Raw genomic sequence first — 22,034 nt, 5'->3', positions numbered from 1 at the left:
GTTTAAATATTGCGCAATAAAAAACCCGAAATCTTTACGACTTCGGGTTTTGATATTTCGTTGTACTATTATTCTAAGAGTATACCAAACCACGAAGCCTTACCACCATAAGCGGTACTCCAGCTGAAGAATTTTGATTCGTTTTGAACATTGCTTCGTTGTTTTTTAATGGGTTAAACTTGATTTTCAGGTGCAAATATAGTATTTTTTCTGAATATTCAAATTTTTTAAATAAAAAAAGCCTGAATAATTTTATATCCAGGCTTTGCTTTATTGGGAAGATTAATCTTTTGATCCTAAGCTATCCATCTCGTCGTCCATCCCTTTAACTTCATGGGAATGGTAGACTCTTTCTGATCCCAGAAAATAAATATTATGTCTTGCTTTGGCAATGATCCCGTTATATTCCTGCTCCGACATACCTTCAGGAATGCTGTCCCGTGCTTCTGACGGTTTGCGGTACACTTCAAGTGCACCGTGTTCATTTAAAACAGTCTTGGCCACTTTAGCCTGCTGCAGGTCATCCGCATACACAATAACATTGCTTCTGCCAATACTGTGCTTGCGGTAAGCCTCGAGCATTTCTGCATCGTGAGCAAAAACGTATTCAAAAAATTCTTTTGTCTGCTTGTCCTCCTGATAATGATCAGCTGACAATCCGCTTTCTACCTTAGATTTTGAAATGATAATATTGGCTTCATCAAAACCTTTCTCTTTTAAATTCTTTTTAATTTCCTCTGTATCTACAGTCACCGGAAATACTGAAACTACTGTATAAGCCATAATGAAATTTTTCACTTAAACTATACAAAAGCTATGCAGTTATTCTATAAAAAATGTTAATTTAAAAATTTTTCTAAAATTTCCACTGCGCATTTGGGAAGATTGGTTCCCGGACCGAAAATAAAATCGGCTCCGTTGGCATACAGGAATTCGTAGTCCTGCTGTGGAATAACACCTCCTACAACAATGGTAACATCATCTGCTCCCAGTTTTTTGAGCTCTTCCACCACCTGGGGAACCAGCGTTTTGTGTCCTGCTGCGAGAGAGGATACTCCAAGGATGTGGATATCGTTTTCTACGGCCTGTTTGGCTACTTCTTCCGGCGTCTGGAACAATGGGGCCACATCAACGTCAAATCCCATATCTGCAAATGCGGTAGCTACTACTTTGGCTCCCCTGTCGTGCCCGTCCTGGCCCATTTTGGCAACCATTAATCTTGGGCGGCGTCCTTCTGCCTCTTCAAATTTTTGAGTCAGATGAAGGGCTTTTTCAAAATATTCGTTTTTCCCGGCATTCATAGCATATACTCCAGAGATTGTTCTAATATTGGCCTTATATCTTCCGAAAGTTTCTTCCATGGCGTCACTCATCTCTCCAAGGGTCACTCTTCTTCTTGCTGCTTCTATACACAATGCCAGAAGATTTCCTTTTCCTGACTTTGCACTTTCACGGATATCGTTCAGGATTTCTGTAACAGCCTGGGAATTTCTTTCTGCTTTTATTTTTTCGAGTCTTTCAATCTGCTTTCTGCGGACTTCAGTGTTATCGATATCCAGAATTTCTATTCCGTCCTGTTTTAAGGCTGTCCTGAATGAATTTACTCCAATGATGAATTCTTCACCACTGTCGATTTTAGCCTGTTTTTTAGCAGCTGCCTCTTCAATCCTCATTTTTGGGATTCCGGCTTCAATGGCTTTTGTCATTCCTCCTTCCTGCTCTACCTCATCGATGTATTTCATCGCCTCCTCAATCATCTGCTGGGTAAGGCTTTCTACAAGATTACTTCCGCCCATAGGATCTACAACATCACAGATTCCGCTTTCCTGCTGGAGGATAATCTGGGTATTTCTTGCAATTTTTGCTGAATAGTCTGTCGGAAGTGCAATGGCTTCGTCCAGTGCGTTGGTATGGAGTGACTGGGTTCCTCCTAACGCTGAAGAAAGAGCCTCAATAGCTGTTCTTGTAATATTATTAAAGGGCTCCTGCTCTGTAAGGGACCAACCAGAGGTCTGAGAATGGGTCCTTAATGCCAAGGATTTTGCATTCTGCGGGTTGAACTGTTTTAAAAGAGTTGCCCAAATGTATCTTGCGGCACGCATTTTTGCAATTTCCATGAAATGATTCATCCCGATTGCCCAGAAAAATGAAAGTCTTGGGGCAAAATCATCGACGTTCATTCCTGCTTTAATTCCTGTTCTTACATATTCAAGGCCGTCTGCCAAGGTGTAGGCCATTTCCAGTACCGGAGTGGCACCTGCCTCCTGCATGTGATATCCGGAGATGGAAATAGAATTGAATTTCGGAATATTTTGGGCTGTATATTCAAAAATATCAGCGATAATCTTCATGGAAGGAGCCGGCGGGTAAATATAGGTGTTCCTTACCATGAACTCTTTCAAAATATCATTTTGAATGGTTCCTGAAAGCAATTCCTGCTTCACGCCCTGTTCTTCGGCAGCTACGATATAGAAAGACAAAATAGGGAGTACGGCTCCGTTCATCGTCATGGACACTGAAATCTGATCTAATGGAATTTCGTTAAAGAGAATCTTCATATCTTCCACAGAATCGATCGCCACACCTGCCTTTCCTACATCTCCAACTACTCTTGAGTGATCGGAATCATATCCTCTGTGGGTTGCCAGGTCAAAAGCAACTGATAATCCTTTCTGTCCTGCTGCCAGATTTCTTCTGTAAAATGCATTGGATTCTTCTGCTGTAGAGAAACCGGCATACTGTCTTACAGTCCAAGGTTTCTGTACGTACATGGTGGAATACGGGCCTCTGAGATAGGGTGCAATTCCCGGAGAAGTCTGTGTTAAAGATTCATTTTTAACATCTTTTGGGGTGTAAGATGATTTTAATTCTAACCCGTCTTTTTCAAAATTATAGATCTCTCTTTGCTGAGGCTCTATAGTAAAATCCGGAGTTTTCACAGAAATTGTCTTTCGCATTCCAATAATTTTTGTCTGCGTAAAGTTAATTTTTTTGAGCGAAACATGAAACTTATGTTAACGTACAGTTTTCCCGAGCTTTAAGCCATAAAAAAGACCGGACAAATGCCCGGTCTCTGTTATACCTAGTTATTATTATATTATTTCAATTTCGTTATTCCCATCTCATAAAGGGCAAAAGAGATAAGATCTGCATGTTCACTGATCACCTGATCGGTAGCTCTTCCGGCTCCGTGGCCTGCATTTTTCTCAATTCTTAATGAAATTGGATTCTCCTGCGGTAGGGAAACCTGCCGGAAAAGTTTGTGCTAAAGATCATTTTGGATATCTTCCGAAATATTGGATAACTTCAATTGCAAGCATCTTTGAATTTTAGAATGGAATTATAGAAAGATTTTGAAAATCAGGATTTTGTTCTTTACATTTATATCATAATTTAAACAGTAAAACATATACATAAATTATAACCTGGAATTTGAGATGTTTAAGTATTGATTATTTACAGCTTATTTTTTTAATACTTTTGTAAGAAAGCAGGTATTTAATGAAAAACTTTTTATTTTTTCCCTTCCTATTCTTTTCTACCTTAATTTTCTCACAAAATTCCGTTGACGATTCAAAAAAAATATCACAAACGGAACTCGTAGAGGCTATGAGGAGAATTCAGCAGGCGCAAGATAAAAACCCAGACTCTGCTTTGGCAATCGCTAATTCTTATCTGCCCAGATTTAAAGATCAAAATTCTTTGGCAGAACTTTACCTGGAAATAAGCACCTGTTATTATTTTTTAGGAAAAAACAATGAAGCACTTTCATTTGCCCAAAAAGCTAAAGACGTTTCATATCTTGGTGAAAATTATAATCAAAGGGTGCGAATTTGCGGGCTTTTAGCGAACAGATACAGAGATATTGGTCTTATTCTGAAAGCAAAATCTTCCTTGAAAGAAGGATTGAACGATGCTGAAAAAATTCATGATCCACAGGAAAGCAACTGGGTGAAGTCCCTTCTTCTCACAGAATATTCAAAAGCTCTTACCGAAGAAAAAAAATACGATTCCGCAAATATTTACATCACAAAGTCATTAGATGCACTTTCCCGGATGAAGACGTCCGACAGGGTAAAATTTCAGTATACGGTTACATATTTGGGGGCTGGAGTGAATAATGTTTTTGCAAAACAATGGGAGAAAGCGGAAGCTATGCTGGAAAAAGCAATTATTTCTGCGAAAGGTACAGAGTGGGAGAAGTATCAGATTTCTTCTGCCCAAATATACCTTTCTGTTGTTTACACCAACCGGAAAGAGTATCAAAAAGCGATCGATACATTAATAAGCGCGGAAAAACTTACCGAACCTAAGGATCCCAAAAGAGTAGAATTATATCACTATTTAGCCCAAAACTATTTGGCTGAAAATAATTTGGAAGAGTATAAAAAGTATAATGAACTATACCAAACCACTAGAAACAATCTTTCCGCAGAAAACCAAAAAGCGGTCAACAAATCTGTGCAGATTTTGGATAATATTATAAAAGAAGAAGCAGACAAAAGAAAACATATGCATAGCTTTTTGATGGCACTTGGTATTTTTACAGTTCTTAGCTTTGCGGGAATTATTTTTTATTATCAGCGTAAAAAAGCCAAACAAAAGCAACTCTTCCAAAACATAATTTCTAGGCTTGAACAAAAGTTAAAAGAAAGCAATGACACTACTTTTACTCCTAAGGAGAATCCTCTGGAAGCGGTTATAGATACTACAGAATCACAAAAAGACCGTACTATTCCGGAAACTGTAGAAAAAAAAATATTGCAGAAATTGAAAAAATTTGAGCAGTCTGAAAAATTTATTAATCAAAATCTAAGTTTATCTTCCCTGGCATCTGACCTTAAGACCAATCCGCGTTATCTTTCAGAAATCATCAGCCAGCATTACAGCAAAAACTTCAATACTTATATCAATGAACTTCGTATAGAATATATATGTAAAAATATATTGGAAGATTCCAGGTTTAGGAAGTATAAGGTAGGTGCCCTTGCTGAAATCTCCGGCTTCTCTTCCGCAGAAAATTTCTCAAAAATTTTTAAAAAAACCACGGGGATTTCACCCTCTGTTTTTATTGAAAATGCGACTAATGAAAGTAAAATATAAGCAGAAAATAATTTATTTATAAAAATAAAACTCTTTATGCCTATGCCAAGCTTACAAAAATGTACCTGGAAGAGATTAGTATACAGGAAGAAGAAAACACAAAACAAATAATTAACTATCAAATAGTTACAATAAAAAACCTACCTGTCAAATTCAGAATTTTACAGATAAAAAGCTTTCTTTCCGTTCAAGAGACTACTACTTTTGTCCAAAATCAGAAACAGATGAAAAGAATTTTTTTGCCCTGCCTTGTTTTATTCATGGCTAATATATCAGCACAAGTAGGCACAGGAAATGTAGGAATCAATACTGCAACTCCTGAAAAAACATTGGACGTAAATGGAGATTTCAGATCTTCAAAAACGGATTCTTCCACCAACACTCAATATTTACTGGAGACCAACAGTACATTATATCCGGGATACAATCTTGCGGGAAATCTCAATTCTACAGATGGAACAGGGAGCTTATTTATACAGAATAAAAATATTTCCTCTTTTAGTACGGCTACCTCAGACGGTTCATCAGGTTTTGGCTCAATGAGTATGCCAGGATTTAACATAGCCATGCTTACAAGTTCAAGTGGAAATGCGAATTCAAGTATATTAGCAGATCCGAGTGGCTTTAGCATGAGCTCACAGGATACCTCAACAGGAACGTCTACCTCTTTTACTGTTCCCAATACTACCTCTATGGGGCCTTATTTTATATACAGTGATACTACAGGAACAATTACCGGTAATTATTTTCTTCCAAGGAATTACGGATTAAGAGGGCAGGTGCTAGTAACTCATGGAGAGCCAAGTGCGCCTGGAAATGGAAATTACGTCAATGATTTGGTTTGGAGGGATGTTGCAGATCTTATTGTTCTGAAATCTCCCGGAGGAAATTGTTTTAAGATAACCGTAACCGATGCCGGAGTTCTGGGAACAACCCCTGATTCTGACTGCATGGTAGACCCATATAATCCTACAACTTATTCTACTACTTCAAGAATGGCTGCCGGAAATACAAATACATTAGCAGATTCCGACAAAATAATTGCAGAGCAGAAAAAGCAGATTGGAGAATTACAAAAGCAAATGAATGAGATCAGAAATCAGCTGATACAAAAGAAGAAGGCTAAAAGCACAAATTAAAATATAGAAAAGTTTCGGCCGCTCTTCGAGCGGCCGAAACCTGTTATTTAATATTCAATTATTTCAATTTCGTTATTCCCATTTCATAAAGGGCAAAAGAGATAAGATCTGCATTTTCACTGATCACCTGATCGGTTGCTCTTCCGGCACCATGACCTGCATTTTTCTCAATTCTCAATAAAATCGGGTTTTTACAGCTTTGCTTATCCTGAAGTTCTGCACCGAACTTAAAAGAATGCGCAGGAACCACCCTGTCATCATGATCACTGGTAATGATCATTGTGGAAGGATAGCAAGTTCCTTTTTTCACATTGTGTACCGGAGAATAGGATTTAAGATATTCAAACATCTCTTTGCTGTCTTCTGCTGTTCCGTAGTCATAGGACCAACCGGCTCCCGCTGTGAATTTATTGTATCTCAGCATATCCAGAACGCCTACACCCGGGAAAGCTACTCTTGCAAGGTCAGGACGCATGGTCATTGTTGCTCCTACAAGCAGTCCTCCATTTGATCTTCCGGATAATGCCATATATTCTTTTGAAGTATAACCTTTGTTCTGCAGATATTCTCCTGCTGCAATGAAGTCTTCAAAAACGTTTTTCTTCTGCGTTTTCGTTCCAGCATCATGCCATTTTTTACCATATTCGCCGCCACCGCGGATATTGGGTACTGCATAGATTCCTCCGTTTTCCATCCAGATGGCATTAACTACTGAGAATGAAGGCTGCAGACTGATATTGAAACCACCGTAAGAATATAGGATTGTAGGATTTTTACCGTCAAGTTTTGTTCCTTTTTTATAATTGATCATCATTGGAATCTTAGTTCCGTCTTTTGAGGTATAGAATACCTGTTCTGAAACGTAATCTTCCGGATTGAACTTCACTTTAGGCTTCTGATAAATTTCCGATTTCCCGGAATCTGCGTTAAATTTGTATGTTGTTCCTGGCGTAATATAATTGCTGAAAGAAAAATAAAGCTCTTTTTCCTCTTCTTTACCTCCGAAGCCGCTTATATTTCCTTTTCCCGGAAGTTGAATTTCTCTTATCAGCTTTCCTGTTTTATCAAACTGTTTTACCTGATCAATAGCATCGATCATATAGGTTGCAAAGAAGTATCCGCCTCCTGTAGATATCCCTAAAACATTTTCTGTCTGCGGAATAACGTCTTTCCAGGTTTCCGGTGAAGGATTGGTGATGCTTGTTTTCACAAGACGCATATTCGGGGCGTCCTTATCGGTAAAGATAAAAAGATCATCACCTTGGGTATTTACAATGCTTGCATTAATATCAAATCCGTTATTGATCTGTACAAAATCTCCACCTTTCTTCAGGTCTTTGATGTACAATTCGTTTCCGTTGGTTGCATTGGCAGCAGAAATAATCAGGTATCTCTGGTCTTCGGAAACCCCGGCTCCAAGATATCTTCTGGGAGTTTTATCTCCTCCGAAAATGAGTTTGTCTTCGGACTGCTTTGTTCCCAATTTATGGAAATACACTTTATGTTTATCTGTCATTCCGGAAAGTACCGTTCCTTCTTTCGGCTTATCATAGCTTGAGTAGTAGAAACCGTCATCTCCCTGCCAGGAAATTCCGCTGAATTTTACATCTACCAATGTTTCATCAATCTGTTTTTTGGTAATGGCGTCTATGATAATGATCTTATTCCAGTCGCTCCCGCCTTCAGAAATGGAGTATGCTGCCAGGTTTCCTTTTTTGTTGAATGACAGATTGGATAACGAAGTGGTTCCTTTTTCTGAAAATTTATTAGGATCTAAGAATATTTCCGTTGCTTTGGTCTTATTGTTTGTTCTGTACAGAATGGACTGCGCCTGAAGACCGTCATTTTTATAATAGTAAGTATAGTCTCCCTCTTTGAAAGGTGCTGAAATTTTCTCATAATTCCAGATCTCTGTGAGTTGCTCCTTGATTTTATTTCTGAATGGGATCTTTGAAAGATAATTCTGGCTGTAGGCTACTTCATCATCTACCCATTTCTTTGTAGCGTCAGAATCATTTTCCAGATCTCTGAAAGGGTCTGCGACAGCGCTACCAAAATAAGTATCTGTCTGATTTCCTTTTACTGCTTTAGGATAATTCATTTTTTGAGAATAAAAAGTTGCTGAAAACAGGACTCCAGCGGTTAATAATACAGGTTTAAAATTCATAATCAAGGGTTTTCTCAAAAATACATAAAGTATGTGAAATAAAAAAAGCCCTGAAACCAGAGCTTATAATAAATATTTTTCAAGAATCATTATTTAGACCCGAAACTATCAAAATAGAAATCTGTCAATCCTGCAACAATTTCATCAGGGCCACCGTTCCAGTAGTATGTTTTTCCTCCTTCGTTTAGCTGGTACAAACTGAACTTTTGCTCTGTTACCACTATTTTATCCGCATTTTTAAAAGCCTGTACACTTTGAACAAGGTATTTTTTAAGGTCTTCAGGCTTAACGTTTTTCATATTCCCCGTTGGAATATCAGAAAATTTAGCCGGAACCTTGAAACTGACTGAATAATTAACCTCAGCAATTTTCTGATCTTCTATATATTCATTCTGGACAATTTTTACGTTTTTAACGGAAAGCTTTCCATTTTTAAAATTTTCCATCATAGCGGTGAAATAATCTTCGGCTTCTTTTCTGCAGGCATCTGCCGTGGTTTTTGAAAAAGCAGATAAAAAGTTGTCGGTGGTTTCTTTCATCATATCCCTGGAAACGGCTTTAAAATCTACCTGATAAGCATTTTCTCCTTCTACGGTAGGCTTTAAATAATCATTCAGCTTAGAAAGTGCAGCATCATCGTTTTTAACGAAGGTTCCGAAATACATTTCAAAGACTTCAGAAGGTTTCTTCACTTCTGTCTGAGCCAGCAGATTCTGACTTAATAATGCCAGCATCATGAATATAATGACCTTAAAATTGTTCATATTATTTTGATTTTTTTAATGAATATACAGCAAAAAAAAGCTCCTGAATTTCAGGAGCCTGATTTATAATTTATTTTTAATAATTTTCTTCTTCTCCTTTCATCTTCTCCGCATTTTCCGCCATGATGACTGCGTCTATCATTTCAGAAATATCTCCGTTCATATAAGCATCGAGGTTATACATAGATTTATTGATTCTATGATCTGTCACTCTCCCCTGAGGATAGTTGTAAGTTTTAATCTTTGCTGAACGGTCTCCCGTAGACACCATTGTTTTTCTCTGTGCAGCAATATCTCCCTGAACTTCCTGAAGCTTAATATCATATAGTTTCGCACGAAGCATTTCCATTGCCAGCTCACGGTTAGCCAGCTGAGAACGGGCCTGCTGACATACGACCACCAAACCTGAAGGCTTGTGAGTCAGCTGTACTTTAGTTTCTACTTTGTTAACGTTCTGTCCACCGGCACCTCCTGAACGGGAAGTCTGCATTTCGATGTCTGCAGGATTGATCTCTACATCCACTTCTTCAGCTTCCGGAAGTACTGCAATGGTGATTGCAGAAGTATGAACTCTTCCCTGAGATTCTGTTTCAGGAACACGCTGTACACGGTGAACTCCGGATTCGAATTTCATGATTCCGTAAACACCCTCACCTTCCACTTTCATGATCAGTTCTTTGTACCCTTTCGCTGCTTCATTGGAATCCGTTACTTCATGTCTCCATCCCTTTGTTTTGAAGTACATGCTATACATTCTGTAGATATCTTCCACAAAAATAGCGGCTTCATCACCTCCTGTTCCGGCACGTAATTCTACAATGATATTTTTGTCGTCTGCAGGGTCTTTAGGAATCAAAAGAACTTTTAATTCTTCTTCCAGGCCTGGAATTTTAGCCTGAGCTTCCATCTTTTCTTCTTTCGCAAGGTCCACAAGATCTCTGTCTGAACCGTCAGCAATGATCTCATCAGATTCTTCAATTGAATCCAGTGCACCTTTATACTGATCATACACTTTTACAATCTTTCCTAAATCACTGTATTCTTTATTCAGAGAAGAATATTTTTTTTGATCTGAAATGATATCAGGCTGTATAATAAGGTCGGCAACCTCATTATATCTTTGTTTAATAGCTTCCAGTTTTGGAATTAATGATTTAGACATTCTGCAATTTTTGAGAGTGCAAAGATAAGAATTTATTAATTCAAATTAAAATTCCTTTACTGCGTAGGATTCACATAATTTTTTGAACTATTATGATTTAAGACTTTTCAGGAGCCTCAGAAGTATTTTATTTTAAATTTTAATGTTCTGCCGGTTTTTTAAAAAATTTTCTGTCAATTACATATAAAATTAATCCAAAGGCTACAATTCCAAGTCCTATAATGCTTTCTTTAGGATTATGGATGAGTGTAAAGTAGAGGATGTACATACTGAACAGCAGAAAAACCGCAGGAAAAATGTAAAATATGTTGGATTTAAATATTTTCCGCTGGTCTTTTTTAAGAAAGAAAACCGTGGAAATAGAAAGGCTGGCAAATAGCTGAAGGATAAAAGCAGTATAGACAAAGATTTCTTTAAAACTTCCTGTCAGAATGATCACTGAAGCAATCACTGCATGGGCAAAAATAGCCCTTACGGGGATTCCTTTTTTATTATTGACAGCAAGTGATCTCCACAAATGGTTTTCTTTCGCAAAAGCCTGTGTAAGTCTTGAACCTACCCATAAATAGCCACTGATGGTCGCAATCAGCTGTAAGGCAATAAAAATGTTGACGATTTTTCCAAAACCGCTTCCCAGCATATTCCCTGCAGCTTCACCCATCACATCTTCTTTTCCCGCCAATTGGCTTACAGGTGCGTGTTTCAGCATGATGAAATTAACAAGCAGATAACTGACCGTCACAAAAACGGTTCCCACAATTAAAGCTCTGGGAAGATTTTTCTGAACGTCTTTTATTTCTCCTGCAATGTAAGAAGCTGAATTCCAGCCGGTATAGGAATAGGTAACAAAAACCAGGGATGTTGCAAAAGCCGGGAGCATGATCTCATGCTGCCAGCTGTCAGTAAATTTCAGGCTGTTTCCTGCCTCAGATCCTGAAAGCATGACACCCAGAACCACCAGAACAATGATGAAAGCTATTTTGATAAAGGTGAAAAAATTATGAAACCGGCTTGATGTTTTAAGGCTGAACGATAAGCTTGCTGCCACCAGAAAAATGAATCCTATGGCAAAGCCAGTCCCAAAGGTATAATTAAACACCGAAAGGTATTTGGACATTGCCAGTGCCGCCAGTGCCACAGGTGCAGAAAATCCAATAATCAGAGAGATCCAGCTTACCAGGTAACCAAATACCGGATGATAGGTTTCTTTAAGATAAATATAATCTCCGCCGTTTCCTTTAAAGTAGGAACCCAGCTCGGCATAGCAAAACGCTCCGAACAGGGCGAGAATCCCGCCGATGATCCACAACAGGAAAATGCTGTAGGTATTGGTAATATCAGACAGCTGGAATCCTAAAGTAGTAAATATTCCTGTCCCGATCATATTGGAGACAACGATAGCGGCAGCCGTTTTCCAGCCGATCTGGTGTGTAGCAGTACTCATTTAGCAGTTAAAAATTAAAATTAAGCCTTCCGAAGAAATAATTTCCCAGCGTTCCCATCTGAACCGGCGCATATTTAAATACTCCATAATATGAATTTTCATAGATCTGAAGGTCCGGAAACACATCAAAGGCATTATTGGCTCCTATGGTCAGATTAATATTTTTCGTTATATCATAGCCTACACTCATGTCTGTGACCACTTTGGGAGAGAATTTCTGAACCTTTCCAAACGGATAACCATCTCTTATGACCTGACCAAAATACGTATTTCTAACCATGAAATTGAATTTTCCGATGGCATAGTTCAATCCTAATGAAGCTTTTGTTTTAGGAGAAAGGGTTTCGATGATATTGATCTGGTCCGGCCCGAAGAATTCATCCTGGGAAGGCACCAGGTTTTCAGGAAAATGGAAATCTGTGATTTTAGTTTCTGTATAATTTCCTGCCAGACTGATATTTAAATTTCCTCCGCCCAGCTTCCAATCGTAAGAGACCACAACATCTACTCCTTTTGTTTCCGTATCTACCGCATTAGCAAAAAACCTTCCGCTTTCTACATCATACTGAGCCAGTCTTGGATCTTCAATATTGCTGGTGATTACTATTCTGTCTTTTACCCTGATCCAATACCCATCAACTGTTATAAACAGCCTGTTGGCCGGCTTCAGAGTAAGACCGGCACTGGCATTGACCGAGGTTTCCTGCTTTAACTGATCAAATCCGAGCGCTCTGGCTGCGTCACTGTCATTCCTGAAAATCCCTTTGGTGACAATTCCCGATCCTGAAGTGGAGATATCGGCATATGAATTATTAAAATACTGCTGCTGAAGGGATGGAGCCCTGAAACCGGTTCCCACAGATGCCCGTACTGCATAATCTTTTACAAATTCATATCTCACGGCCAGTTTTCCATTCAGCGTATTTCCAAAATCTGAATAATTTTCGAATCTTCCTGCCAGATCTATATTTAATTTTTTAGCGATATCATAAGAGACATCCGCGTATACTGCTGTTGAATGTCTGGACTTCTTTAAAGCATTGTCCGGAGAAAAACCGATAAATGATTGTGAGCCGCCGTTTCCTTCCACTGTAGATCCCGGAGTTGCCGGATTTCCATTGATATCATATCGGGTGTAAGAAGCTTCATCTCCCGGTTTGATCTCATACTGTTCAAAACGGAATTCTCCCCCAAATGCTATATTAAACTGATTCAGATTTTTAGAAACATCAAGGTTTACCGTGTTCTGAAGAAAACTGTGTGCTCCTGCATAAAAGCTCGTCGGAGATTTCGCCCCTAAAGATGCGTTATTGGTATGGTCTACATTATAATTGAACGTATTACTTCCCAATGTATTGCTTATATCAAACAACCAGCTATTGATATTATATTTTGCTCCTACTGCATAAGAAAAATCATAAACCTGCGAGTTCAAAGAGGCCTGAAATCCGTTGGGATAGATAGAAGAAACCACATTGGATGTTTCTCCCGGTAGTCTTCTGAAGCCGAAGCCTTTTCCTTCTTTAATACTGAAACCGCCAAAAGAATACAGCTTAAAGCTTTCACTTAAAGGATATTCAGAATTAAAAAACAACTGGGCCTGCCTGATCTGGGCATCTCCGATCTGAAAATTAAAGTCATCCCGGGTGAGACCTCTTTCTCTTAGTTTTTGATCATCCAGTGCCCTTGCTCCTTCCGGGTCATCTGCGAATTCATAGGCAAAATTTTCCCCGAAGATATCCAGGTCATGGTTTTGGGTTCTTGTGGTCTTCCCTCTGTGACTCAATTGCAGCGAAAGATTCACATAACTGTCTTTTTTCCCAAGTGAAGATCCGTAATTGATTCCGGCCTGATAGGTTTCGCCGTCATTTCTTCCGCTGATCCCGTAAGACGCTGTTGCTGTTGCTCCAATATCTTTTTTAAGGATAACATTTACAACTCCTGCAATGGCATCGGAACCATATTGTGCAGCGGCACCGTCTCTCAGAACCTCTATCCTGTCAATAGCAATTACCGGAATAGTGCTGAGGTCTGTCCCGACAGATCCATTTCCAACGGTATTCTGATAGTTGACCAATGAAGTGGTGTGCCTTCTTTTCCCATTGATGAGCACCAATACCTGATCCGGCCCCATTCCTCGTAAGGTTACAGGATCAATATGTTCTGTCCCGTCAGATGCTGACTGTCTTACAGAATTGAATGAAGGGATGACATAATTCAGCAAGTCCTGAACTGTTGTCTGTGGCGCAGATTTCTGCAGCTTTTCTATATTGATAACATCTACAGGAACCGGTGTTTCCAGTTTTGTTCTTTTGGCGTTCCTGTTTCCTACTATAATTACATCTTCGATCTGATTTCCTTTTTCCTGTTCCTGTGCGTTCACCAAAACAGCTCCCAGGAGGATGACAGACAGGCTTAATTTTTTCATCTTTGTCCTCGTAAATTAATGATACAATAGTTCCACGGACCTCATCCGCAGCCATAAAAGATTTCAAGAGTGGAATTGTTGTCAGAATATTGACTTTTCTCATCTTCCCCAAACCGGGTTGGAATTAGCACCTTTACACTTTTTAGAGTCGTGCAGGTTGCTAAGGTTTCATAGGGCCAAATCCCTCCACCTTTCTTGATAAATCTACTGCAAAAGTAGACTAATATTTTTAATTGGCAAAAAAGTAGATTTATATATTCTGTGCTGTCAATAAAAAAGAGGGACAATAAACATTGTCCCTCTTTTCTTATTTAATAATCATCTTCTGAATGGCAGTGCCTGTTTCAGACTGCAGGTGAACCAAATAGGCTCCCGGCGGATAATTCGTTTTCAGTTCATAAGTCCCGTTTTCGGTATTTAATTTAATGGAATCCAATTTTTTACCGTTCATATCAAAAATAATAATCTCTCCATTTTTAGCTTTGTGATATATTAATTTTGCCAGGCCGTTTTTCACGGGATTATCTGCAATCTGAAGTGAAAGTTTATTGGCTGCATTCACATCAGATGTTGACAATGCTCCTGCATAATTTCCAAAAATTCTGAACTCTCCCGGCTGTAAGGTAATAGGAGCTGTTGTAGAAGTGATGTTTGAAACAGAATTATCCATAAGGTTCTGCCACTGTCCTGTATAAGGGAAGTAAGGAACAACATTCTGAGCAGCAGTGGTATAATTCGCCAAAACCACCACATTCTTCATTCCGGCTATTGTATTGTCGTATACATAAATTCTTGTGATCAAACCTTCAGGATCGTTGGTAAGGTTGTTAGATTCTACAGTATATGTTTTTGATTTGAAAACCGGATAAGTATTTCTGATATTGATAATTTTAGCCCAGGTATCATACACTGCTTTTCTGTTCGCATTGGTATCATATCCTAAAGTAAAGGCTACAGGCTTTTCATCGGTTCTGCATCCGCTGCTGATTGTACCGTCTGCACATCGGTTGATACTGAATTCATAGCCAAGCTCTCCAAACTGCCAGATCATTTTCGGACCGGGAATCGTAAAGAATGTAGCTCCGAAAGCTTTCATTCTTTCAAGAGCAGTATTCAGATTGGTAACGTTGTAACCTCCGTTAACCGCACCATAAGCAAGATTTTTAAACATTAATCTTTCTTCATCATGGCTTTCTCCAAACCCTACAGCATGCATATTCGTAAAGCCGTGAAGGCTGTGATTCATTCTGTCATAATTACTGTTTTCCTTGTAACCCATTGTGTTTTGGTTATAAGGCTCAGTCTGCTTATTCCAAAGCATTACGCCTTTTCCTTCAGCAACTCTATAGTTCGCCCACTGCTGCTCTTCAGCATCAGTTCCCAAATGTTCGAATATCATATAGGAATTCGGATCAATTGCCCACTGTTTGTCGGCATAATTTTTCATAATATCTACTCTGTCCTGCTGGTAAGCATTGGTACAGGCTTCATCATTTTCAGAGCAATTCTGGGTAAATCCTTTCGTAAGATCCCAACGGAATCCATCAATATGGTACTCAGTCAGCCATTGCTGAAGGCTCCTTTCAACATAATACTGCGTTGAAGGACTTGAGTGATTAAAATCATTAAACACATTATAAGAATGCTTCGGAACCTGGTTGAAATAAGGATTATTGGCAGCAATATCTCCAAAACCGTCTCCATCCGGGTCAATATTCCACAGTCTTGCCAAAGGTGAGCGCCCTGTTGCATGATTAAATGCAATATCTAAAATAACGGCAATTCCATTCTGGTGGCACAGATCAACAAATTCTTTGAATTTTTCAGGAGTTCCGTAAGCTTTATCCAACGCATAATGGAAAGAGGTATTGTATCCCCATGAAAGGTTCCCTTCAAATTCCATAATAGGCAGTAGCTCTATAGCATTAATATTTAAGTTCTTTAAATAAGTTATCTTATTGATCAATGACTGCCAGTTTTTTTCCTGTGTGAAATCTCTCAGCAATAATTCATATACCACCAGATTTTCCTTTGCAGGTCTTTGAAAATTGGTCATTTGCCAGTTGTAAGGCGCCTGCCCGGTTTTAAACATAGAGACTTCAAAGTTCTGTCCTGCAGGAAACGGAGGTAAATTCGGATAAGTGGAGCTTGAAATCCACTGATCATCATAGGAAGACAAGATCTGCGGTGAATAAGGATCTGCTACTTTTCTCAGATCATTGGTTCTGTACTGGAAAGTATATAGCTGTTGTGGAGTCAATCCGGTCAGTTCAATCCAGTAAAGATCAGGATTTGTAGTATCCCGCTTCATTAAATAAGTGTCATTCACAGTCCAGTTATTAAAACTTCCGATGACATGAACAAAGTTTTTATAAGGTGCATAAAGAGCAAGGCCTACTTTTGTGTTATCTGTAGAGCTATAATTAATTCCCTGCTTTATCCAGCTTGGAATTGCCTCAGAAACAACATTTCTTGGAATCTGCAATATGAATGTGGCATTCTTAGAGTTTAAGTTGGCATCTGTTGCAATCAGCTCCATATTGGCATCCTGAGTCACCGTATAGCTGTAACTGTACGACTGTGAAGAAGTCGAAGTAGAATTTATCACGGCTCCGTTTGCTTTGAGCTGAAATGTTGAGGCAACATTGGTGGACGCCGTAATATTGATTGAATTTCCTGCCGGAACAGTAGTTAAACTGTTGGCCGCCGGGTTCGTCAGGTTTAAATTTAAAACCCCAACATTCACAAAAGTATCCGAAGTTTGGTGAGACCCGGTTTTATCCTTCAATAAAAATCCGAATCTCCCGATTCCTGTTCTTCCATAAAAAGCAGTAGGAGTAAAGGTTAGAGAATATGTGTCTGTCCCTGAATTGTAAGTGAGCTTATTCAGGTCATTAGAGTTATTCCAGCTGCCGTTAGTCGGGCAATCCTGGCTGTTCTGATAATTGGTATCTAAGGACCAGGACCAGATATAAATGGCATTATTTGAAACACCCCAGGCTGATTCATCAATCTGGTCTCCGGGAACGGTTAACGTAATAGCATCCGTTTCATTAAATGGATTTGGGGCAATCGTGTAGTTGACTTGCCCAAAAACAAAGGCTGCAACAAACAGATAAATAAGGGAATAAAATTTCTTCATTTTTTTATTTTTTTTCCGAATATATGATTTATTTTCTTTTAGGCCCCTCATTTTTTGCTGAAAATGCAAAACAAGAAAAACTTATGAAGGAATTTCATAAGCCTTTATATCATAAAACTGTCCTCAATCAATCGATCTGTCCCTGATATTATTTAAAACTCAAAAAGATCAAATCGTTATTAATAAATGTGTCTGGAATTTCACGGATAACGGATAATAAAAAAACCGCCTTCAAATTGAAGGCGGTTTATATATGTTGTTTTGCTTTGATATTACTTTTTCAGAATTAAGGTGAAAAAGCAATGACAATCAATTAATGATGATGTCCGTGATCGTGGATGAAAGGTCCGTTCCCTTTAGGGTTGCTGAAGATTACTTCTACACCTTCCTGCTCATTAACCTCTTTTCTTCTGATATCTTCAGGATCGAAAGGTTTTACTTTTCCGAAATATTCTTTCAGACCTTCAGTTAACCACATTGGGATTACCAATCCGAAGAACATGAAGATACACCAGAATCCTACTAAGAACATTGTAATGAAGAAACAAGTCCAAAGGAACTGGTAGAACGGCCAAAATGCTGATAAAATCGTTATCATTCTCTTAAAGATTTTAGGCAAAAATAGGACTTTTTTGTTTTGTACACAAAAGATACAAGCCCTATTTTATAATTTATTTTGATTTTAAACTAATCAGTGGGCAAGATTTGCGAAGAAATCATTGCCTTTATCATCTGTAATGATGAATGCAGGGAAGTCTTTTACTTCAATCTTTCTCACAGCTTCCATCCCCAATTCAGGGAAATCCACGATATCTACAGATACAATATTGTCTTTGGCAAGAATGGCTGCAGGTCCTCCGATGGATCCCAGATAAAAACCTCCATATTTACCACATGCATTGGTAACATCCTGACTTCTGTTTCCTTTGGCCAGCATGATCATACTTCCGCCGTGGCTTTGGAACTCATCTACATACACATCCATTCTTCCTGCCGTGGTAGGTCCGAAGCTTCCTGAAGCCATTCCTTCCGGTGTTTTTGCAGGTCCTGCATAATAGATCGGATGATTTTTGAAATATTCCGGCATCGGTTTTCCGCTGTCGATGATCTCTTTGATCTTTGCATGAGCAATATCCCTCGCTACGATCAGTGTTCCGTTTAATTTTAATCTGGTCTTGATAGGATATTTAGACAGCTCTGCTAATATTTCCGGCATCGGCTTATTCAAATTGATCTCAACGGCTTCTTCCAGGTGTGGAGGAGTATCCGGTAAAAATCTTTTGGGATCCTGCTCAAGCTGCTCAAGAAATATACCTTCTTTTGTAATTTTCCCTTTGATATTTCTGTCCGCAGAACAAGAAACGCCCATTCCGACAGGGCAGGAAGCAGCATGACGCGGAAGTCTGATTACTCTTACATCGTGAGTAAGGTATTTTCCTCCGAACTGTGCTCCGATAGCACTTTCCTGGCAGATTTTCTGAACTTTAGCTTCCCACTCAAGATCTCTGAAGGCCTGTCCTGCTTCGTTTCCTTCTGTCGGAAGATGGTCATAATATTTTGCAGATGCTTTTTTCACGGCAGCCAGATTCGCTTCAGCAGAAGTTCCCCCGATGACAAGGGCCAGGTGATATGGCGGACATGCAGCCGTTCCAAGATCTGAAATTCTTTCTTTTACAAATGCTTCAAGAGACTTTTCGTTCAGTAATGATTTTGTCTTTTGGTACAAGAATGTCTTATTGGCAGAACCTCCTCCTTTTGTTAAAAACAAGAATTCGTAATAATCCCCTTTTTTAGCATAAATATCAATCTGTGCCGGAAGGTTTGATCCTGAATTTTTCTCTTCAAACATCGTCAAAGGAACCACCTGGGAATATCTCAGGTTTCTCTTTTGGTAAGTATTGTAAATTCCTTTGCTCAGGTATTCTCCGTCTTCAACTCCGGTATAAACGTTTTCTCCTTTTTTACCCATTACAATAGCTGTCCCGGTATCCTGGCACGAAGGTAGAGCACCTTCAATAGCAACTGCAGCATTCTGCAACAGGTTATAAGCCACGAATCTGTCGTTATCAGTCGCTTCCGGATCGTCGATGATTCTTCTGAGACTTTCAAGGTGTGAAGAACGCAGCATGAATGACACATCAGCCATAGCTTCTTCTGCCAGAAGCTCAAGCCCTTTTGGGTCAATTGTCAAAATTTCCCTTTCTCCCAGTTTTTCAACCTTTACATAATCTGATGTAAGCTTTTTATACACCGTATCATCTTTCTGGATCGGATACGGATCCTGATATCTAAAATCCATTCAATTTTTGTTTGTGCAAAAATACGGCATCCTCAAAAAAGCATGAGTAAAATCAGTCATCTGTATTGATATTTATAATGATTATAAATTGCAGGGTTTTTCATTTATAATTAACTTTATAGAAAGTTATCTTGATAGTAAAATCTAAAAATTGCAAACCCAATCAATGAAAAATATTTTGATTCTAGTTCTCTGTTTTATGGTGTACAACAACAGCTTTGCTCAATGTGAAAGTACAACCCAGCTTTCAGGAACTTGGACCGGAAAAGTTGAAGGACATCCTATTAAGTTTGAGATTTCGGAGAAAACACCCGATTCTTCTACTTTTTCATTCATCAATTTTCAAAATGAAAGGTTTACAATTTTTAAATCTGATGTAACAACTAATGAAAAAAATGAATTTGTTATCCATATTAAAGAAGCCAAATTCTCTTCACAACGTTATGAAAATTGCATCTTTTCTACAGGAGTCATAACACTTTCCGATGTATCACAAAACAACATGAGACTAAGTTTAAAATCAGTTGGCCCAACATGTTTTATAAGCTATGATGTGTTAATGAATATGGATGATATAAAAGATGTGATTTTAATAAAAGAAAAATCAAATAAATAATATGAATTACAGAATTGAAAAAGACACCATGGGAGAAGTGCAGGTACCTGCAGATAAGTTTTGGGGAGCACAGACTGAACGTTCAAGAAATAATTTTAAGATCGGGCCGGAAGGTTCTATGCCCCACGAAATCATTGAAGCCTTTGCCTATTTAAAGAAAGCAGCAGCCTATACCAATACTGATCTTGGAGTTCTTTCTGCAGAGAAAAGGGATATGATTGCCAAAGTATGTGACGAAATCTTAGAAGAGAAACTCAATGATCAGTTCCCACTGGTAATTTGGCAGACGGGTTCAGGAACCCAATCCAATATGAACGTTAATGAAGTGGTTTCAAACAGGGCTCATGTTAACAATGGAGGAACTTTAGGTGAAAAATCTGAAATTCATCCGAATGATGATGTGAACAAATCACAGTCTTCCAATGACACTTATCCTACAGCCATGCATATTGCCGCCTATAAAAAAGTGGTGGAGGTAACTATTCCTGCTGTTGAAAAATTAAAGAATACCCTTGCTGCCAAAGCAGAAGCTTTTAAAGATATTGTAAAGATCGGGAGAACGCATCTTATGGATGCTACTCCGCTTACGCTTGGACAGGAATTTTCAGGATACAGAGCTCAGCTTGAATTTGGATTAAAAGCTTTAAAAAATACCCTCCCCCATCTTTCAGAGCTTGCTTTGGGCGGTACCGCAGTAGGTACAGGACTTAACACGCCAAACGGTTATGATGTAAAAGTAGCTGAATATATTGCTAAGTTTACGAACCATCCTTTTGTTACGGCTGAGAATAAATTCGAAGCTCTGGCCGCTCACGATGCAATTGTGGAATCTCACGGCGCATTAAAACAACTGGCTGTTTCTTTATTCAAGATTGCTCAGGATATCAGATTGCTGGCTTCAGGACCACGTTCGGGGATCGGGGAAATACATATTCCGGAAAATGAGCCGGGATCTTCTATCATGCCGGGGAAAGTAAATCCTACACAGAATGAAGCCATGACTATGGTCTGTGCACAGGTTCTTGGAAATGATACCACGATTTCTTTTGCAGGAACCCAGGGAAATTATGAACTTAATGTTTTCAAACCTGTGATGGCGTACAATTTCCTTCAGTCTGCCCAATTGATTGCAGATGCATGCGTTTCATTTAATGATCATTGTGCGGAAGGCATTGAACCCAATCATGAGAGAATTAAAGAACTGGTAGACAAATCGTTGATGCTTGTTACTGCCTTAAATACCCACATCGGTTATGAAAATGCAGCAAAAATTGCAAAAACAGCCCATAAAAATGGTACCACTTTAAAAGAGGAAGCCGTGAATCTCGGTTTTTTAACTGCTGAACAGTTTGACGAATGGGTGAAGCCTGAAGATATGGTGGGAAGCCTGAAATAAATTTATATACAGAGATTAAATTTAGAAAAGCCTCAGGAATCCTGAGGCTTTCAATTTTGATAAAATTCTGATATTCAAAATTTTAAATCTATTTAAATTATATAATTTCATATCTTAGTGATATAATCAAAACTAATCTTATGAAAAATTTAAAAAAATTCAACAGAGAAAACCTGAAAAAGGTCTTTGGAGGTATAGTTATTCCGCGCTGTCCTACGAATTGGTATCTTGTCCTGTACAACGGTTATTATGCATGCTGCAGTGTTCCTACAGACAATCCCTGCCAGGGAATGTGCATGGTACATGTTGACATGTGTGCGACAGCTATAGAGGAAGGTCCTATTTAAAATAATTGATGGAAAGGCCGGGAAGAT

The 22,034-nt window shown here is 38.7% G+C and carries 15 protein-coding genes and 1 riboswitch; of the genes, 5 read left to right on the top strand and 10 right to left on the bottom strand.

Annotated elements, in window-relative coordinates:
* Window positions 1-282: 282 nt before the first annotated feature.
* A complete protein-coding gene (locus AC4IFE_RS06535) occupies window positions 283-783 on the bottom strand; it encodes a hypothetical protein (RefSeq protein WP_490755755.1) in 501 nt (166 codons plus the stop codon).
* A 56-nt stretch (window positions 784-839) separates the two neighbouring features.
* The gene (gene scpA / locus AC4IFE_RS06530) at window positions 840-2,957 is read right to left on the bottom strand and encodes a methylmalonyl-CoA mutase (RefSeq protein ID WP_490755753.1); all 2,118 of its coding nucleotides are present in this window, start codon (window positions 2,955-2,957) and stop codon (window positions 840-842) included.
* A 652-nt stretch (window positions 2,958-3,609) separates the two neighbouring features.
* Here scpA and AC4IFE_RS06525 point away from each other — a divergent pair.
* The gene (locus AC4IFE_RS06525; protein WP_490755751.1) at window positions 3,610-5,103 is read left to right on the top strand and encodes a helix-turn-helix domain-containing protein; all 1,494 of its coding nucleotides are present in this window, start codon (window positions 3,610-3,612) and stop codon (window positions 5,101-5,103) included.
* 224 nt (window positions 5,104-5,327) lie between these two features.
* On the top strand, window positions 5,328-6,242 hold the full coding sequence (locus AC4IFE_RS06520) for a hypothetical protein (protein ID WP_490755750.1): 915 nt from the start codon (window positions 5,328-5,330) through the stop codon (window positions 6,240-6,242).
* Window positions 6,243-6,300: 58 nt separating this feature from the next.
* On the opposite strand, the gene AC4IFE_RS06515 is transcribed toward AC4IFE_RS06520, so the two are convergent.
* The 8 genes from AC4IFE_RS06515 to AC4IFE_RS06480 all read right to left on the bottom strand — a co-directional run bounded on the left by AC4IFE_RS06515 (window position 6,301) and on the right by AC4IFE_RS06480 (window position 19,648).
* Window positions 6,301-8,409 (bottom strand): prolyl oligopeptidase family serine peptidase, encoded by a 2,109-nt coding sequence (locus tag AC4IFE_RS06515; protein WP_490755749.1) that lies wholly within the window; start codon window positions 8,407-8,409, stop codon window positions 6,301-6,303.
* Between the two features lie 89 nt (window positions 8,410-8,498).
* The gene (locus AC4IFE_RS06510; protein ID WP_490755748.1) at window positions 8,499-9,173 is read right to left on the bottom strand and encodes a hypothetical protein; all 675 of its coding nucleotides are present in this window, start codon (window positions 9,171-9,173) and stop codon (window positions 8,499-8,501) included.
* A 76-nt stretch (window positions 9,174-9,249) separates the two neighbouring features.
* Window positions 9,250-10,335, bottom strand: a complete 1,086-nt coding sequence (gene prfA, locus AC4IFE_RS06505) for a peptide chain release factor 1 (protein ID WP_490755746.1) — start codon at window positions 10,333-10,335, stop codon at window positions 9,250-9,252.
* Window positions 10,336-10,474: 139 nt separating this feature from the next.
* Window positions 10,475-11,779, bottom strand: a complete 1,305-nt coding sequence (locus AC4IFE_RS06500; protein WP_490755745.1) for an APC family permease — start codon at window positions 11,777-11,779, stop codon at window positions 10,475-10,477.
* Window positions 11,780-11,786: 7 nt separating this feature from the next.
* Entirely contained in the window at window positions 11,787-14,207 is a 2,421-nt protein-coding gene (locus AC4IFE_RS06495) for a TonB-dependent receptor plug domain-containing protein (protein ID WP_490755744.1), read from the bottom strand.
* Window positions 14,208-14,303: 96 nt separating this feature from the next.
* A riboswitch (SAM riboswitch) is annotated at window positions 14,304-14,412 on the bottom strand.
* Between the two features lie 102 nt (window positions 14,413-14,514).
* The gene (locus AC4IFE_RS06490) at window positions 14,515-17,349 is read right to left on the bottom strand and encodes an alpha-amylase family glycosyl hydrolase (protein WP_490755743.1); all 2,835 of its coding nucleotides are present in this window, start codon (window positions 17,347-17,349) and stop codon (window positions 14,515-14,517) included.
* A 313-nt stretch (window positions 17,350-17,662) separates the two neighbouring features.
* A complete protein-coding gene (locus AC4IFE_RS06485) occupies window positions 17,663-17,947 on the bottom strand; it encodes a hypothetical protein (protein ID WP_490755741.1) in 285 nt (94 codons plus the stop codon).
* Window positions 17,948-18,040: 93 nt separating this feature from the next.
* Window positions 18,041-19,648, bottom strand: a complete 1,608-nt coding sequence (locus AC4IFE_RS06480) for a fumarate hydratase (RefSeq protein WP_490755740.1) — start codon at window positions 19,646-19,648, stop codon at window positions 18,041-18,043.
* A 166-nt stretch (window positions 19,649-19,814) separates the two neighbouring features.
* Here AC4IFE_RS06480 and AC4IFE_RS06475 point away from each other — a divergent pair, with 166 nt between their 5' ends.
* The 3 genes from AC4IFE_RS06475 (at window position 19,815) to AC4IFE_RS06465 (ending at window position 22,007) form a co-directional block, all read left to right on the top strand.
* Window positions 19,815-20,264, top strand: a complete 450-nt coding sequence (locus AC4IFE_RS06475) for a hypothetical protein (protein WP_490755738.1) — start codon at window positions 19,815-19,817, stop codon at window positions 20,262-20,264.
* 1 nt (window position 20,265) lies between these two features.
* Window positions 20,266-21,660, top strand: a complete 1,395-nt coding sequence (gene fumC / locus AC4IFE_RS06470; RefSeq protein WP_490755736.1) for a class II fumarate hydratase — start codon at window positions 20,266-20,268, stop codon at window positions 21,658-21,660.
* 140 nt (window positions 21,661-21,800) lie between these two features.
* The gene (locus AC4IFE_RS06465) at window positions 21,801-22,007 is read left to right on the top strand and encodes a bacteriocin-like protein (RefSeq protein ID WP_490755735.1); all 207 of its coding nucleotides are present in this window, start codon (window positions 21,801-21,803) and stop codon (window positions 22,005-22,007) included.
* Window positions 22,008-22,034: the final 27 nt, after the last annotated feature.

Source organism: Chryseobacterium sp. UF-81, from assembly GCF_058245105.1.
The sequence above is the reverse complement of the archived record's forward strand: the minus strand, read 5'-3'. Positions and strand labels throughout refer to the sequence as shown.

Excerpts from the sequence above, each read along its gene's own strand:
- AC4IFE_RS06500 (WP_490755745.1), bottom strand. The coding sequence starts at position 11,779 with ATGAGTACTGCTACACACCAGATCGGCTGGAAAACGGCTGCCGCTATC.
- AC4IFE_RS06485 (WP_490755741.1), bottom strand. The coding sequence starts at position 17,947 with ATGATAACGATTTTATCAGCATTTTGGCCGTTCTACCAGTTCCTTTGG.
- AC4IFE_RS06525 (WP_490755751.1), top strand. The coding sequence starts at position 3,610 with ATGAGGAGAATTCAGCAGGCGCAAGATAAAAACCCAGACTCTGCTTTG.
- AC4IFE_RS06495 (WP_490755744.1), bottom strand. The coding sequence starts at position 14,207 with ATGAAAAAATTAAGCCTGTCTGTCATCCTCCTGGGAGCTGTTTTGGTG.
- prfA (WP_490755746.1), bottom strand. The coding sequence starts at position 10,335 with ATGTCTAAATCATTAATTCCAAAACTGGAAGCTATTAAACAAAGATAT.
- AC4IFE_RS06475 (WP_490755738.1), top strand. The coding sequence starts at position 19,815 with ATGAAAAATATTTTGATTCTAGTTCTCTGTTTTATGGTGTACAACAAC.
- AC4IFE_RS06510 (WP_490755748.1), bottom strand. The coding sequence starts at position 9,173 with ATGAACAATTTTAAGGTCATTATATTCATGATGCTGGCATTATTAAGT.
- AC4IFE_RS06515 (WP_490755749.1), bottom strand. The coding sequence starts at position 8,409 with ATGAATTTTAAACCTGTATTATTAACCGCTGGAGTCCTGTTTTCAGCA.
- AC4IFE_RS06480 (WP_490755740.1), bottom strand. The coding sequence starts at position 19,648 with ATGGATTTTAGATATCAGGATCCGTATCCGATCCAGAAAGATGATACG.
- AC4IFE_RS06490 (WP_490755743.1), bottom strand. The coding sequence starts at position 17,349 with ATGAAGAAATTTTATTCCCTTATTTATCTGTTTGTTGCAGCCTTTGTT.
- AC4IFE_RS06465 (WP_490755735.1), top strand. The coding sequence starts at position 21,801 with ATGAAAAATTTAAAAAAATTCAACAGAGAAAACCTGAAAAAGGTCTTT.
- fumC (WP_490755736.1), top strand. The coding sequence starts at position 20,266 with ATGAATTACAGAATTGAAAAAGACACCATGGGAGAAGTGCAGGTACCT.
- scpA (WP_490755753.1), bottom strand. The coding sequence starts at position 2,957 with ATGCGAAAGACAATTTCTGTGAAAACTCCGGATTTTACTATAGAGCCT.
- AC4IFE_RS06535 (WP_490755755.1), bottom strand. The coding sequence starts at position 783 with ATGGCTTATACAGTAGTTTCAGTATTTCCGGTGACTGTAGATACAGAG.
- AC4IFE_RS06520 (WP_490755750.1), top strand. The coding sequence starts at position 5,328 with ATGAAAAGAATTTTTTTGCCCTGCCTTGTTTTATTCATGGCTAATATA.